The sequence below is a fragment of the Roseateles sp. P1_C1_2 genome (assembly GCF_056406535.1).
The window spans coordinates 98,534-112,852 of the sequence record NZ_JBFUAB010000017.1 but is presented as its reverse complement, the minus strand read 5'-3'; the positions used below and the strand labels follow the sequence as shown (position 1 = coordinate 112,852).

The 14,319-nt window shown below is 68.3% G+C and carries 14 protein-coding genes; 6 read left to right on the top strand and 8 right to left on the bottom strand.

Annotated features, from left to right (window positions below; genetic code table 11):
* Positions 1–9: 9 nt before the first annotated feature.
* Positions 10–1,431 carry a wax ester/triacylglycerol synthase family O-acyltransferase gene (locus tag AC1D2H_RS17965; RefSeq protein ID WP_477935787.1) on the bottom strand — a complete coding sequence of 474 codons (1,422 nt, stop codon included), beginning with the start codon at positions 1,429–1,431 and terminating at the stop codon, positions 10–12.
* 98 nt (positions 1,432–1,529) lie between these two features.
* Here AC1D2H_RS17965 and AC1D2H_RS17960 point away from each other — a divergent pair, with 98 nt between their 5' ends.
* Positions 1,530–1,781 carry an acyl-CoA-binding protein gene (locus AC1D2H_RS17960; protein WP_477935789.1) on the top strand — a complete coding sequence of 84 codons (252 nt, stop codon included), beginning with the start codon at positions 1,530–1,532 and terminating at the stop codon, positions 1,779–1,781.
* A 40-nt stretch (positions 1,782–1,821) separates the two neighbouring features.
* On the opposite strand, the gene AC1D2H_RS17955 is transcribed toward AC1D2H_RS17960, so the two are convergent.
* Complete coding sequence (locus AC1D2H_RS17955) at positions 1,822–2,151, bottom strand: polyhydroxyalkanoic acid system family protein (RefSeq protein WP_477935791.1); 330 nt, start codon at positions 2,149–2,151, stop codon at positions 1,822–1,824.
* Between the two features lie 112 nt (positions 2,152–2,263).
* Here AC1D2H_RS17955 and AC1D2H_RS17950 point away from each other — a divergent pair, with 112 nt between their 5' ends.
* From AC1D2H_RS17950 to AC1D2H_RS17940, 3 genes are read left to right on the top strand one after another with little or no spacing between them, the layout of a single operon-like run.
* Positions 2,264–3,031 carry a tetratricopeptide repeat protein gene (locus tag AC1D2H_RS17950; protein ID WP_478011919.1) on the top strand — a complete coding sequence of 256 codons (768 nt, stop codon included), beginning with the start codon at positions 2,264–2,266 and terminating at the stop codon, positions 3,029–3,031.
* Positions 3,032–3,033: 2 nt separating this feature from the next.
* Positions 3,034–3,996 carry an aldo/keto reductase gene (locus AC1D2H_RS17945; RefSeq protein WP_478011918.1) on the top strand — a complete coding sequence of 321 codons (963 nt, stop codon included), beginning with the start codon at positions 3,034–3,036 and terminating at the stop codon, positions 3,994–3,996.
* A 33-nt stretch (positions 3,997–4,029) separates the two neighbouring features.
* Positions 4,030–4,404, top strand: a complete 375-nt coding sequence (locus tag AC1D2H_RS17940) for a hypothetical protein (RefSeq protein WP_478011917.1) — start codon at positions 4,030–4,032, stop codon at positions 4,402–4,404.
* 7 nt (positions 4,405–4,411) lie between these two features.
* Here AC1D2H_RS17940 and AC1D2H_RS17935 read toward each other — a convergent pair whose 3' ends face one another.
* The 6 genes from AC1D2H_RS17935 to AC1D2H_RS17910 form a co-directional block, all read right to left on the bottom strand.
* Positions 4,412–4,945, bottom strand: coding sequence for a GNAT family N-acetyltransferase (locus tag AC1D2H_RS17935; RefSeq protein ID WP_478011916.1), 534 nt, complete (start codon positions 4,943–4,945; stop codon positions 4,412–4,414).
* Positions 4,911–5,972 (bottom strand): aminopeptidase, encoded by a 1,062-nt coding sequence (locus AC1D2H_RS17930; protein WP_478011915.1) that lies wholly within the window; start codon positions 5,970–5,972, stop codon positions 4,911–4,913. The genes AC1D2H_RS17935 and AC1D2H_RS17930 overlap by 35 nt, the downstream gene beginning before the upstream one ends.
* Positions 5,973–6,015: 43 nt before the next feature.
* Positions 6,016–8,007 (bottom strand): M30 family zinc metallopeptidase, encoded by a 1,992-nt coding sequence (locus tag AC1D2H_RS17925; protein ID WP_478011914.1) that lies wholly within the window; start codon positions 8,005–8,007, stop codon positions 6,016–6,018.
* 142 nt (positions 8,008–8,149) lie between these two features.
* On the bottom strand, positions 8,150–10,147 hold the full coding sequence (locus tag AC1D2H_RS17920; RefSeq protein WP_478011913.1) for a molybdopterin-containing oxidoreductase family protein: 1,998 nt from the start codon (positions 10,145–10,147) through the stop codon (positions 8,150–8,152).
* Between the two features lie 54 nt (positions 10,148–10,201).
* Positions 10,202–11,101 (bottom strand): alpha/beta fold hydrolase, encoded by a 900-nt coding sequence (locus AC1D2H_RS17915; RefSeq protein ID WP_478011912.1) that lies wholly within the window; start codon positions 11,099–11,101, stop codon positions 10,202–10,204.
* A gap of 12 nt (positions 11,102–11,113) precedes the next feature.
* Complete coding sequence (locus AC1D2H_RS17910; RefSeq protein WP_478011911.1) at positions 11,114–11,848, bottom strand: SDR family oxidoreductase; 735 nt, start codon at positions 11,846–11,848, stop codon at positions 11,114–11,116.
* 116 nt (positions 11,849–11,964) lie between these two features.
* Here AC1D2H_RS17910 and AC1D2H_RS17905 point away from each other — a divergent pair, with 116 nt between their 5' ends.
* The gene (locus tag AC1D2H_RS17905) at positions 11,965–12,879 is read left to right on the top strand and encodes a LysR family transcriptional regulator (protein ID WP_478011910.1); all 915 of its coding nucleotides are present in this window, start codon (positions 11,965–11,967) and stop codon (positions 12,877–12,879) included.
* Positions 12,880–13,120: 241 nt separating this feature from the next.
* The gene (locus AC1D2H_RS17900) at positions 13,121–14,305 is read left to right on the top strand and encodes a methyl-accepting chemotaxis protein (RefSeq protein ID WP_478011909.1); all 1,185 of its coding nucleotides are present in this window, start codon (positions 13,121–13,123) and stop codon (positions 14,303–14,305) included.
* Positions 14,306–14,319 lie beyond the last annotated feature (14 nt).

Here is a 14,319-nt window from a genome sequence, read left to right as displayed (position 1 = left end):
ACGAGGGGCTCAGGCTTCCCAGGGCATCATCAGCGACAGCATCAGCAGCTTCTCGAACTCCGGTGCGAAGTTGGCGATGATGGCCTCGGGGTCGGGGCACAGGCCGGTGTCGGTGATGAGGCCGAACTGAACGCGGCCGGCATAGGTCAGGATGCTGACCCCCATGCCGATGTCGCCGGACTGCGGCACCCAGAACATCACCTTCTCGACCGTCGAGCCGCAGAACTTCAGCGCCTCGGCCGGGCCGGGCACATTGGTCATGACCGCCGTCGCCTTCTTGGCGAAGAGGTTGAGCATCGCGTGCTGCACCGGCTTGATCAGCAGGCCGGCCACCGACAGCAGCCCGAAGGCCATCACCGGCTGGAAGCTGCCCTTGAGCTCGCTCATGCGTGCCCGCACCGCGAACAGCCGCTCGATGGGGTTGGCGATGCCGATGGGCAGCACCAGCGGCACGAGGCCGAAACGGTTGCCGAGCTGCCAGGCCTGCTCCAGCGGGCGCAGGTTGACCGGCACCATGGCGCGGATCTCCTTGCCCGCCGGGTCCTCGCCCTTGTCGGCGAGATAGCGGCCGATGGCGCCGGCCGCGCAGGCCAGCAGCACGTCGTTGATGGACGCGCCCAGCGCCTTGCCGACGGCCTTGACCTCGTCCAGCGCCAAGCTGTCGTCCCAGGCCACCGTCTTGGTGGTGCCGGGCTTGCCCTTGAGGCGCGTCGGCGAGTCGTCGGGCATCAACGCAAAGGCCGCCACGTCGGACACGGCCTGGTAGCCCATGCGGGCCATCTCCAGCGATGAATCCATCGGCGTGTCACCGCGCATGGCCAGGTCCACCCCTTTGGCCACGCCCTTGCCCGTCATGCCGATGGCCTTGACGGTCAGGTTGCTCATGGGGCGCAGGAAGGCGTCCAGCAGCCAGTCGGCTTCTTCCGGCTCCTTCGCCGCGCGCTTGGGCGGCGCCTTGCCGCCGTCGGTGATGGACAGCATGACGGCGATCAGCGCAATGCCGTCGGCGATGCAGTGATGGATGCGGGCGATCAGCGCGCTGGTGCCGTCACCCATGTCCTCGATGAGCTGGAACTGCCACAGCGGGTGAGCCGGGTCCAGCGCTTCAGAGCACAGCTCGCCCACGCGCTCACGCAGCACCTCGTCGCGGCTCTGGCCGCGCAGCGGCAGCGGCACCTCGGCGACGACATGGCGGGCGATGTCGAAGTCGCGGTCCGTCACCCATTGGGCACCGAGCAGGGCGTCCTCGACGACCCTCTGCCGGAAGCGCGGGTACTGCAAGAGCCGCTCGGCCACCCGCTCGCGCAGGGCGGCCAAAGTGATGCCGGGGCGGATGGACCAGACCCCGACGATCATCATCAGATTGGCCTCGGTGTCCATGCGCAGCCAGGCGGTATCCACCTTGGACATGCGTTCGCTGCTGGGGCCCATGCGTCTCCTCGGAATCGTTATTGGCCGGGCCTAAACTCGGCGGCCCGTCGTTCGATTGTGACCAAGTCGAACCCCGCGAATCAGCCTGGAGAACCCCCGTGAGCCTGAAAGACCAATTCGAAGCCGCCGTTGCCGGCTCCAAGGACCTGCCCGAGCGGCCGGACAACATGACGCTGCTGAAGCTCTACGCCCTCTACAAGCAGGGCAGCGCCGGCGACGTCGACGGCAAGCGCCCCGGCTTCACCGACATGGTCGGTCGCGCCAAGTGGGACGCCTGGAACGAGCTCAAGGGCACGTCGACCGATGACGCGATGCAGCAGTACGTCGATCTCATCGAATCTCTGAAGTAAGCGGCTCCACCGCCTCACCAGGAACCGGCCGGGCCTTTGCTCAGGCCGGTTTCTTTTTGGCCGCCGCCTTTTTCTTGGCCCCGGCCGCCAGCAGCGCGTCGAGTTCCTTCTCGATCTCGCCCTCGATGGTCTTCTTGAAGGCCCCGAGCAGGAAGCCGAGCTGGGCGACCAGGTCGAAATGGTCGGCTGCCACGGTCAATTCGCCCTTCACGCCGGAGCGCGTGAACTCCACGGTGTCGCCGTCGTCGCCCTCGTGCACCGTGCATTCCATGTCGAACTTCTCTTCGACCTGCTCGGCCCACTTCCAGGCAATCTCGCGGGCCTTCTTCAGGCCCAGCTCGTGGTCTCGGTGGATGCGGATCTCAGCCATCGGCGGCTCTCCTTGTCTCGTGCCGCGCACTCTACCGCCGGCGTCGCATTTGCACGCATACTTCGCCGCCTAAAAGCCTGGCGCCAAGCCAGCTGAAGTCCAGGGAGGATCCATGCGCCTTGCCGACCCCGACCCGCTCGTCCAGGACCCGCTCATCGAGGGGCTGGTGCATTTCCGCGCGGCCGAGCCCGATCATGAGCAGGCCGTCTACTGGTTCCGCGTCGCCGCCGATGCGGGCGACGCCGAAGGCATGGCGCTGCTCGCCCTTTGCCAGCTCGAGGGCACGGGCCTGCCGCGCGACCCCGCCAAGGCTCGCGAGGGCATGGAGAACGCGTCCAGGGAAGGCAGCCTGACGGCCAAGTTCCACCTGGGCCGCATCCTCGTCGCCGGCTGGGGAGGCGACCCGGACGCGCCGCGCGGCGTGGCCCTGTACACCGCCGCCGCGGCCATGGGCCATGCCGACGCCACCTTCAACCTCGCCAGCTGCCTGGACGCCGGCTGGGGTTGCCAGCCCGACCGCCTCGCCGCCAAGGCCTTGTTCCTGCGCGCACGCGCCATGGGCAGCCCGCTGAAGGCGCCGGGCCTGCGCATCCGGCAGCGCGAGCTGGATGCCGTGCGCGAGCTCGCGCGGCGCCTCGAGGTGGGCAGCGAACTGGGCCGCATCATCGACGAGCGCCAGCACGAGATCGCGCTGATTCACGATCTCTCCGGCAACCCGGCGCGCAAGGCCATGCTGAGCGCCCGCCAGCGCCGCCGCCTGCTGCACCTCGCCAGCATCACGGCCGTCGTCGCCGGCCTGGCTGCCGCGCTGGCCGGCCTGTTCGGCTGGCGTAACAACCACCCGCTGGCGCATGATTCCGGTCCCACATCGATAGCCTGAACATGATCCGCCCCCTGCCCCTGAACGCCCACCTCATCGACGTTGGCCCGCTGGTCTACGGCTGCATGGCCCTCGGCGGCGATTGGGGCGGTGACCCCATCACCGAAGCCGACGTCGCCCAGGCCCACGCGGCCGTCGAGGCGGCGCTGGAGATCGGTGTCAAGCTCTTCGACCACGCCGACATCTACCGCCGCGGCAAGGCCGAGGCCGTGTTCGGCGAACTGCTCAAGCGCGATGCCGGGCTGCGCGCCAAGGTCAGGCTGCAGAGCAAATGCGGCATCCGCTTCGCCGATGACACCAACCCGGGCCGCTACGACCTCAGCGCCGACTACATCGAGCACAGCGTCGACGGCATCCTGAAGCGCCTGGCCGTCGAACGCATCGACATCCTGCTGCTGCACCGCCCCGACGCGCTGATGGAGCCCGCCGAGGTCGCCCGCGCCTTCGGCCGCCTCAAGGCGGCCGGCAAGGTGGGTCATCTGGGCGTGTCGAACATGCACGCAGGCCAGATGCGCTGGCTGCAGACGGCGCTCGCCGAGCCCATCGTCGCCAACCAGCTGGAGCTGAGCCTGGCCAAGCTGGACGCCCTCGACGTCGGCACCACCTTCAACGACCCGCAGGCCGCGACGCGACCCGGTGGCATCGCCTGGGGTGGCACGCTGGAATACGCGCAGCAGCACGGCGTGCAGCTGCAGGCCTGGGGCTCGCTGGCGCAGGGGCGCTTCAATGATCCGGCGGCCTCAGCGGCAGCCAGGGTCGTTCATGAGATTGCTGAAGCGCATCGCACGACGGCCAATGCGGTGCTGCTCGCCTGGCTGCTGCGGCATCCGGCGGGCATCCAGCCGGTCATTGGCAGCGGCAATGCGGAACGCATCCGCGCCTGCGCCGATGCGACCAGGATTCAGCTGAGCAGGGACGAGTGGTACCGGCTGTATGTGGCGGCGCGGGGACAGGCGTTGCCATGAATACTTCGAGCCGAATGCCTTCCTGATTCGCCCATGCCAGCGCTAGTTTGGAACCCCGTCGATTTCCTTGACGTTCTCGAAACCGTTCCTCTCGAGGGTGAATACGGCATATCTTTCACCTACAGGATGGCGCGATCGAACTTCGTCCTGGAAATGGCCATCTTTCCGCTGGTCGGCGATGTGTCCATCCTGATCACTTGCGGCCAACAGGAGCAGCCCGTTCTCAAGATGAACCTGCTCGATTGCCCGGCGGCGCGAGTCGTTCATGACAAACGAGGAACGCACATCGAATTCGCCGGCGCCAATGCATTCACTGGTCGCTTCGACGAAAGCTCAGCGGCTCCATTCGGCTTTCGCCTTCAGGTGAAGCCGTTTGTTCAGATTGAGCCGTTTTCCTACCCCGGCTGAGAGACCGTCACGCGCCGGATTGCCGCACCAACGGCTGCCTCGGATGCAGCCGCGCCATCGCCAGCGCATCTACGTAAACCCCGTCGCGCAGCGCATAGGCCTTGAAGCGCCCCTCGTGCTCGAAGCCATGGCGCTCGTAGAGGCGGATGGCGCGCTCGTTGTCGTGGAAGACGGTCAGTTCGACGCGCAGCACCTGCGCCCAGTTGTCGGCGTAGTCCAGCAGCGCCTTCATCAACGCGCTGGCCACGCCCTGGCCCTGGGCTTCCGACAGCACCGAGATACCCATCATCATGGCGTGACGCCGGCGCAGCTGGGTGGCCGCGGGATGCAGGCCGGCGCTGCCGATGACGCGGCCTTCGCGTTCGGCGACGAGGAAGAGCTCGGGCGAGCCCGCCACGGGCGGCGTCTTGAGCCTTTGCTCCCACAGCTCCACATGCGCAAAAGGCACTTGCAGCAGGCCGGGAAAGATGTCGGGCGCGGCCAGTTGCTCCGCCACGGCCTGCGCGTCAGTGGGCCGTGCGCGTCTGAGGATCAGGGACATCAGGACCTCCTTGGCTGCGCAATGTAGCCCGGCGCTCCTCCCGCGCCAGTGGCTTCAGCCGCTCGACGGCAGCGTGAAACTTCACCCAGTCCCGCCCCTCGCGCTCGAACAGCCGCATGAAGGCCGGCACCAGTTCGTCGTACGCCGACAGGATGGCAAAGCTGGCGTTGTTGGCGCGCTGGAACCAGACCTCGTAGCCCGGCGCTTCCTTGGGCGCGCGTTCGCGCAGCTCGGCCATGACGGCGGCCTTGCCCGTGGCGCGGGACTCGGCCGGGCCGGCGTAGACGGCCTTGAGCTTGTCCCGCCCTTCGCGCGCCAATGCGAGGAAGCGTGCCCGCCGCGCACGGCCGGCCTCGAAGGCGGCCAGCGCCTCGGGCTTGGCGGCCAGCCATTGCCGCGCACCGAGCATCTCGACGGCGCTGGCATAGGCCTCGTTGAAGCCGGTGTCGTCGCTGGTGTAGACGCGCTGGTGGGTCAGCTCGTGGAAGATCATGGCCGCCAGCTCGCCCTCGGGATAGCGGATGAAGGTGTTCAGCAGCGGGTCGCCACCGAACCAGCGGCTCCAGCCCAGCGTCGAATAGGCCGGAATGGGCTGCACCTGCACCTCCCAGCCCTCGGCCTTGAGTTCGTCGGCATGGGCCTGGGCGGCATCGCGGTCGAACCAGCCCTGGTAGCCGGCGCAGCCCATGATGGGATAGCACCAGGTCTTGAGCTGGAAGCCGAACTCGGGGGCGGCGACGATGTTCCAGACGACGGCCGGCCGCTTGAGGTCGGCGTAGCGGCGGTAGCTGTTGTTCTCCGGCAGCGCGAGCTGGCTGCTGGCGTAGTCGCGCATCTGCTGCGACAGTTTGAGACGCTCCGCCAGCTCGGGTGGTGTTGCCGGGTCGGCCAGCCAGTCCTCGATCGGCTTGGCCGCGCGCACGATGCCCAGATGACCACCGGCCGCCTGGCCCCAGTGGCCGACGGCGCTGCAGCCACTCAAGGCCAGCACGGCGGCGGCGGCGAGCAAGGCGCGGGAAAACGTCATGCGCCCAAGGTTACCGTCAGTCCACCACGCCAGGCTCATCCCCTCAGCGCAGCACCACCGTCAGCACGGTGCCCGCGGGCACGCGCACGCCACGGCGCACATAGCGCGTGGCGCCCACCGGCACGCTGTCGTCCAGATAGGTGTGGCCGGTGCTGCCGAAGCGTGTCAGGCCATCCAGGGGCGCGGCCTTGCGGCTGTTGGCCTGTTGTGCGGTGTCGGCGCCCATCAGCCAGAAGCCGTCCCATTGCACCTGCGGGAAACCATAGCCCCAGGCTGCATGGCGCTGCGGCATGCCACCGAACACGCTGCTGCCCAGGCGCTCCCACTCGTCGGCGAGGCCATCGCTGCCGGCGCGCTTGAGCAGCGTGTCCAGGCAGGTGTAGCTGGTGGCGCTGCTGCCGCAATCGGTCACCAGTTGCCGCGCCCAGATGCTGCCGTAGCGGCGGTTCAGGAAGGCCGCCAGGCTGCCGCCGACGCCGTAGTTCACGGTGTCCGCGCTGTCCAGCCAGTCGATCATGGACGTGCTGCCGCCCGAACGCAGATAGCTGGGCAGTCGCGAGCCGACGATCTTGTTCACGCCCGGCGTGACGGTCTCGGCCAGCAGGTCTTCGGTGGCCATGGCCGAGGTTTCCTCCAGCCAGGTGTCGTGGGCGACGCCGCGCTGGATCGAGCGCTGGTGGTAGTTCACCATGTGTGTCAGCTCGTGCACCAGCGTGGAGGTGTAGAAGGTCGGGTTGCTGGCCAGGCCGGTGCCGCTCATGAAGAAGGCGAGCGCTTCGTTGGAATTCGCATAGCGGCTGCTGCGCCAGCGATAGGAGTTGTTGAGGCCGTAGAAGTAGCCGGCGGCGCCACTGTCGGCACCCATGTGGTTGGTGATGACGATGTTCATGTCCTGGGGCTGTGCGGCGCTTTCCTGCACCAGCCAGGGCCGGTTGGCCACCTCGCTGCCACCCCACACATCGCCGAGCAGGGCAATGACGCGCGCATAGCCGCCCTGGTCGCCGCAGAAGCTGCGCTTGAGCGGCTCGACCTGTGCGGCCTCGATGGTGCGGGCCGAGGTCAGTTCCTGATCCACCCAGAAGACGAGGCGGCGGCTACCGCCTGCGCCTCCGGTGCTGCAGGTGCTCAGCACGCTGGCCGTGAAGGGCACTGGCTTGGCGGGGTCGTCGTAGAGGTCGTTCCAGACCCGCGTGCTGCCCACCTCGGTGGCCGCCAGCGCACGGCGGCGCGGCTCGCCGGCCGGCGGGGCCTGCGGCGGCCGAAGCTCGTCCTGCTGGTCGTCAAGCCACTGCTGGCGCATCTGGCTGAGCATGCGGGCGTGCCTGGCGTCATGGCGGGCCTCGCCGGCCTGCGCGCCGTCCGAATCAAGCGCCGCCAGCGTGCGGGCGCCCGGCATTGCGCTCAGGCCGGCCAAAGCGATGCTGCCACCCTTGGGCAGCTCGGTGGCGTCGCTGCTACGGCCGTTGCTGAAGACCAGCGTCACGGCCTGCCCGGCCTTCACATTGGCGATGTCCACGTCGACCAACTGCGACGTGGTGCCGGCATTGCGCAGGCGCCAGACGCCCGTGCCGCTGCCGGCATAGCGCCCATCGGCTGCGACCGCGCAGTGCAGGCCGCTGCAGCCCGGCAGCAGCGCGCCGTCGGCGCGCGCCAGCTTCGCGGGTGCCGCCTCGACCTGCACGGTGGTGCTGGCCCGCACCGTCGTGCCGGCACTGTTCTGACCCACGGCCGTGGCGGTGAAGCTGCCCGCCTGGGCGAAGCGCCGCTCCACGACCAGGCCATCGGCCACGCCACCATCGCTGAATTCCCAGCGCCAGCTGACGCCGGACTGGACGTCGCCGGCGGTGAACTGCACATACTCACCCGCATAGAGCTGGCTGGCCGAGGCACTGGGGCGCACGACCGGGTCGGGCACGACCGGCGCGGGGGGCGTCGGCGTGCCGCCTCCGCCACCACCACCGCCACAGGCGGCAAGCAACACCAGCCCACAGGCCGCCAGCGCATGGCGCAGCCCACCGTTGAAACGGCTCTTCATGGTTCTCCCTGTCTTTTTCATTCCTGCGCCGCACCCTTGTGCGCACGCCGCGGCGCGCATTGTGCGGGAGCCACCCTGGCGTCAAACCGTTAGCCGCCCCTAGCCCGGGCGTTAAGAATCACCAAGAAAATGGAGTAGGCGTTCAGGCCGCTTCGACCTGCACCAGGCAGTCGTAGAAAGCCGGCGCATTGCCCATGTCGGTCAGGCGCTGGTGCGTGACCTCGTTGACATTGCTGCCCTGCACGCCCAGCTTGCGCCACCACACGCCCAGGCCGTTGACGACGCCGGGCCGCGCGCGCTTGCTGACCTTGAGCGTGGCCACATAACGGCCGCGGTCGTTGAAGGCTGAGACCAGCGCGCCATCGGCCAGGCCGCGCGCCGTGGCGTCGTCGGCATGCATCTCGATGATGGGCTCGCCCTCGATGTCGCGCAGGCTCTTCACGTTCACGAAACTGCTGTTCAGGAAGTTGCGCGCCGGCGGCGAGATCATGGCCAGCGGGTAGCGTGCGGCCAGCTCCGGTGAGCTTTGCGCACTCTCATAGTTCGGCACGAAATCCGCACCCGCCGCCTGGGCGCGGCCATTGGGGGTGCGGAAACCGCCTTGCGCAAACGGGGCCTCGGCAATGGGCAGCGGCTGCCAGCCCTGGCTGCGCAGCAAGTCCATGTCGATGTCGGACGTGAAGGCCTGGGCGGCCAGGTCCTCGTCGCTGTTCATGAAGCAGGGATCGGTCAGGCCCATCGCCGCGGCCAGCTCGCGGAAGATCTGCGTGTTGGTCTTGGCCTCGCCGAGCGGCGCTATGGCCGCCTGGTTCATCAGCACATCGGTGTGGCCGTAGGAGGTGTGCACGTCCAGATGCTCGAGCTGGGTCGTGGCCGGCAGCACATAGTCGGCCAAGTCGGCCGTGTCGGTCATGAAGTGCTCGAGGACGACGGTGAACAGGTCTTCGCGCTGGAAGCCCTTGATGACCTTGGGCGACTCGGGCGCCACGGCGGCCGGGTTGCTGTTGTAGACGATCAGCGCCGCTATGGGCGGGTCGGCCTGCAGCAGTGCGTCGCCGATGGTGCTCATGTTGACCATGCGCGGGTTGCGGCCGGCGAGCAGGTCGGGCCGCTCCAGATTCGCGTTCTTGTAGGGCGCGTTCCAGCCCGAGGCCGACAACAGCACGCCGCCGCTCTGGTGGCGCCAGGCGCCGGTCAGGCAGGGCAGCAGCGCGATCAGGCGCACCGCATTGCCACCGCCACGCACGCGCTGCAGGCCGTAGTTCATGCGGATGGCAGCGGGCTTGGTGGTGGCGTAGTCGCGGGCCAGGGCGCGCACTTCGTCAGCTGTGATGCCACAAGTCTCGGCCACACGCTCCGGCGGCCAGGCCAGGGCCTTGGCGCGCAGCTCGTCCCAGCCGTCCACGTAGTTGTCTATGTAGTCCTGATCCAGCCAGCCGTTCTGGATCAGCTCATGCATCAGGCCCAGGGCCAGCGCGCCGTCCGTGCCAGGCAGCACGGCGATGTGTTGATGACATTTGTCGGCCGTCTCGGTCTTGCGCGGGTCGATGCAGATCAGCTTGGCGCCTTCGCGCTTGGCCTGGTTGGCATAGGTCCAGAAATGCAGATTGGATGCGATGCTGTTGCTGCCCCAGATGACGATGAGCTTGGCGCCCGCGAAGTGCCGCGTGTGCATGCCCAGCTTGTGGCCATAGGTGGCGGTCAGGCCGGCGCCGCCGGCGGAGGCGCAGATGGTCCGGTCCAGGCGCGCGGCGCCCAAAGCGTTCCACAACCGGCCGGCCATCGCCTCGCCCTGGATCAGGCCCATGGTGCCGGCATAGCTGTAAGGCTGGATGGTCTGCGGGTCTTTCACTGCCTTGAGCCGCGCGGCGATGTCGGCGATGGCTTCGGTCCAGCTCACCTGCACGAAGGCCGGCGCCTCGGTCTTCTTGCTGACGCGCTTGAGCGGGTGCAGCAGGCGCTCGGCGTGATAGGTGCGTTCGGGGTAGCGCGAGACCTTGGTGCACAGCGCGCCATGGGTGTTGGGATGGTCGGCGCGGCCCTGCACCTTGATGACGCGTTCGTTCTCGACGGTGATCTGCATCGCGCAGGTGTCGGGGCAGTCGTGGGGGCAGGCGCCGAAGACGGTGCGGGTGGTCATGGCAATCGCGAAGCTATGGAACTCCGCGATTGTCTCAATCCACGCCGCCTGGGGTCAGCGACGGTTCAGGAAGTCCACCAGCCTGGGTATGACTTGCGCCGGCGCCTCTTCCATCAGCCAGTGGCCCGAGCCCTGGATGACGACGCCTTCGACCTTGTCATCCACCAGCTTGGCCTGCTCGATCAGGAAGCTGCCCGAGGCCTTCTCGCCGGTCAGCACCAGCATGGGCTGCTGCAGCTTGACCTTGGCGAAGCCGGCGAAGTCGGCCGCATCCTGCTCGAAAGCCTTGAAGTAGCCGAAGCCCGCCTTCATGCCGCCCGGTTGGGCATAGGCTGCCGTGTAGAACTGCCGGTCGGCCTCGGACAGCGAGCGCGTCTTGTCGGCCGCGAAGTCGTTCCAGAAATGCTCGAAGTAGATGCGCTCGCGGCCCGCCACCAGCTGCAGCGCGGTGTCGCCGTGGAAGTGGAAATGCCACAGGTCGCGAAGCAGCCAGACGTTCTTCCAGTCGCCCACGCCAGGCAGGAAGGCGTCCATCAGCACGATGCTTTCCACCTCGTCCGGGAACTGAGCCGCATAGGCATAGGCCACCATCAGGCCGATGTCGTGGCCCACCACCTTGACCTTGCGATGGCCCAGGCCCTTGACGAGGGCGTGCACGTCCTGCGCCAAGGTCTTCTTGTCGTAGACGCCGTCGGGCTTGGCCGAGCCACCAGCGCCGCGCAGGTCGGGTGCGATGACGACGCGGCGGTCGGCCAGCTTGTCGATCAGCGGCCGCCACATATGGCTGGTCTCGGTGTAGCCGTGCAGCAGCACGACCGGCGTCTCGCTGCCGGCACCGGCCTGCAGATAGCGCAGTTGCACGCCGTTGGCGGTGGCGCTGCGGTCTTCGATGGTGGCGGCATGCACGCCTGCTGCGAACAGCAAGGCGGCGATGGTGGAGATGAAGCGCTTCATGGTTCTCGCTCCTTAAAGTTGGCTCATGCCGCCGTCGACAACGATTTCCGTGCCGACGATGAAGGCCGATTCGGGCGCGGCCAGATGCAGCACGGTGGACGCGATCTCATCCGGTGTACCGAAGCGGCCCAGCGGCACCTGACTCTGGATCTGCGCGGCGACCTGCGTCAGCGTGTCGGCGTCAAAGCCCAGCTTGCCGTACAGCGGCGTGGTCACCGGGCCGGGGCTGATGACGTTGACGCGGGCGCCTTGGGGCAGCAACTCGGCCGACAGCGTCTTGGCCATGGAGATCAGCGCGGCCTTGCTGGCGGCGTAGATGGCCGAGTTGGGCATGCCGATGTGGGCATTGATGGAGCCGTTCAGCACGATGGACGCGCCCCTGGCCAGCACCGGGCGCAGTGCCTGGATCAGGAAGAAGGCGCCCTTGGCATTGGTGTTGAACGTGCGGTCCCACAGGTCTTCGCTGGCATCGGCCAGGGAGGCGAACTCGGCGATGCCGGCGTTGACGAAGACGGCATCCAGCTGACGGCCGGCGGCGGCGAGGTGGGCACCCAGCGCGCGGGCGCCGAGCACGTCAGACGCATCCAGCGCCACCAGCTCGAAGCCTTCGGCCTCGTGCTGCTTGCCCGGGCGGGCGGTGACGATGACATGGGCGCCTTCGGCCTTGAAGGCGCGAGCGGCGGCCAGGCCGATGCCGGAGGTGCCGCCGGTGACGAGGACGGTCTTGTGGGTGAAGCGTGTCGACATGATGGTTTCCTTTGGGTTTGCGGTTGAGCGGCTTGTCTGCCGTGGACTCGATACTCGGCCGCGCACCCTTTTTTGACGTCCGGCCGCGTTGGTCAACACGTGCAAGGCTTTCGAACATGCTCAGCGACGACGAGATCCAGTTGATGGAGGCCATCCTTGCCAGCGGCAGCCTGACGCGCGCCGCGGCCAGCCTGGGCAAGGCCCCGTCGACCGTCTCGTACACGCTGCGCCAGATCGAAGGCCGCTTCGACGCCCTGCTCTTCGACCGCCGCCGCTACCGGCTGCAGCTCACGCCCGCCGGCGCCCTGCTGGTGCGCGAGGCCACGCGGCTGCGCGACGACATGCAGCGCCTGACGCGCCGCGTCACCCAGGTGGCCAAGGGCTGGGAGGACCGGCTGTGGATCGTCACCGACGAGCTGATCGAGTTCGACAGCCTGCTGCCCGTCATTCGCGACTTCGATGCGCTCGACTCCGGCGTCAGCCTGCGCATCACTCACGAGGTGCTGGGCGGCACCTGGGAGGCTCTGGCCGAGGGTCGGGCCGACCTCGTCATCGGCGCCACCAACGAGCCGCCGGCCGGCATGAGCGTGCAATGGCGCGAGCTGGGCTCCCTGCGCTGGGTCTACGCCGTGGCGCCGCGCCACCCCCTGGCCAAGGCGCGCGAGCCGCTGAGCGCCGAGCAGATGCAGGCCCACCGCGCCGTCGTCGTGGCCGACACCTCACGCCGCAACGACGGCCGGGCCTATGGTCACGGCGCCGGCCAGGCCCGGCTGGCCTTGCCCAGCATGGCCGCCAAGATCGCCGCCCAGCGTACGGGCCTGGGCGTGGGTTGGCTGCCCGAGGCGCGCGTGGCCTCGCTGCTCAAGCGCGGCGAGCTGGTGCAAAAGCAGGTGGCCGTGCCGCGCGAGCCCAACACGCTCTACGTCGGCTGGCGAGCCAGCGACGGTCGCGCCCTGGCCTGGTGGCTGGAGAAGCTGACCGACGCGCGGCTGTGCCAGCGCCTGGTCGATGGCCTGGACACCCACGCCTGAAACCCTGCGCGAGCGCCGGATGGCGCCACGCACAGTGACGTTTGGCACGCCCGCTTCAAGAGAGCAGGCTCAGCAAGGGATTCCCTGGGGAAGGATTCGCCCCGCCGGGGGACCGGCAGGGGTAAATTGCCGGCTTGCCAGGGCCTCGAAAGGGACCGAGGCAGGTCGAAACAATGCGATCCAGCTCAAGGCCGCCCGGCGCTGATACCCCCGGACGGGAGAAGCCAACGGGAGACAGCGCATGCGAGTTCACGACAGCTCGGCCAGCACCTCGGCCCCGGCCGCCTGGCAGCGCTTTGCGCCATTGGGCCTGGGGTTCGCCGCGGCCCTGGCGGTGCTGGGCTGTGGCGGCCTCGGCCTGCTGCCCATCATCCTGGCCCTGGCCCTGGCAGCCGCCGGCCTTGCGCTGACGAGCAGCCTCGGCCGCTGGCAGGCTGGTCAGCGCGCCGACGTCCAGGCTTATCTGGACGGCGAACGGCAGCTGGGCGAGACGCTGTTACCGGTCTGGAGCGGCCACATCGAATCCACCCGCGGCCAGGTCGAGACAGCGATCTCGGCGCTGGCCGAGCGCTTCGCCGGCATCGTCCAGCAGCTGGACCAGACCGCACGCCTGTCTGACATGGCGGCCGACTCCATCGCCAACGGCGAGGGTGGCCTGGTGGCGGTGTTCGCCCAGGGCGAGCGTGATCTCGGCCAGGTCGTGAAGTCGCTGGAAGAGGCCATGGGTGGCAAGGCCGAGATGCTGGCCAAGATCCAGGCGCTGGAGCAATACATCCGCGAGCTGCAGGACATGGCGGCGGCCGTGGCCCGCATCGCCCAGCAGACCAATCTGCTGGCGCTGAACGCCGCCATCGAGGCCGCGCGCGCCGGCGAGCAGGGGCGCAGCTTCGCCGTCGTGGCCCAGGAGGTCAGGCAGCTGTCGCAGATGTCGGCCGACACCGGCCGCAACATCGCCGCCAAGGTGACGATGATCAGCGAGGCGATCGCGGCCACCAGCGCCGCTGCCGCCAAGTCACGGGTCCAGGACGACGCCGCCACCACCCATTCGGCCCAGATCATCGACACCGTGCTGCAGCAGTTCCGACGCTCCACCGACGCACTCGTCGAGTCCGGCAGCCACCTGAAGAGCGGCCGCGACTATCTGCAACAGGAGATCAGCGAGGCCCTGGTGCACCTGCAGTTCCAGGACCGCATCAGCCAGGTCATGAGCCATGTGCGCGACAGCATCGACGCGGTGCCGCCGGCCATGCGCGCCTTGCAGGACGAGTACGAGAGCCAGGGCCGGTTGCGCCCGCTGGATGCAAAAAGTCTGCTGGCCTCCCTTGAGAAAACCTATGCAATGGCCGATGAACGCAAGGTGCACCGCGGCGGCGCCAGCGCCAGCGCGCCCGCCCCGGCCGCTGCAGACGAGATCACTTTCTTCTAGGCCCTCTTCTAGGA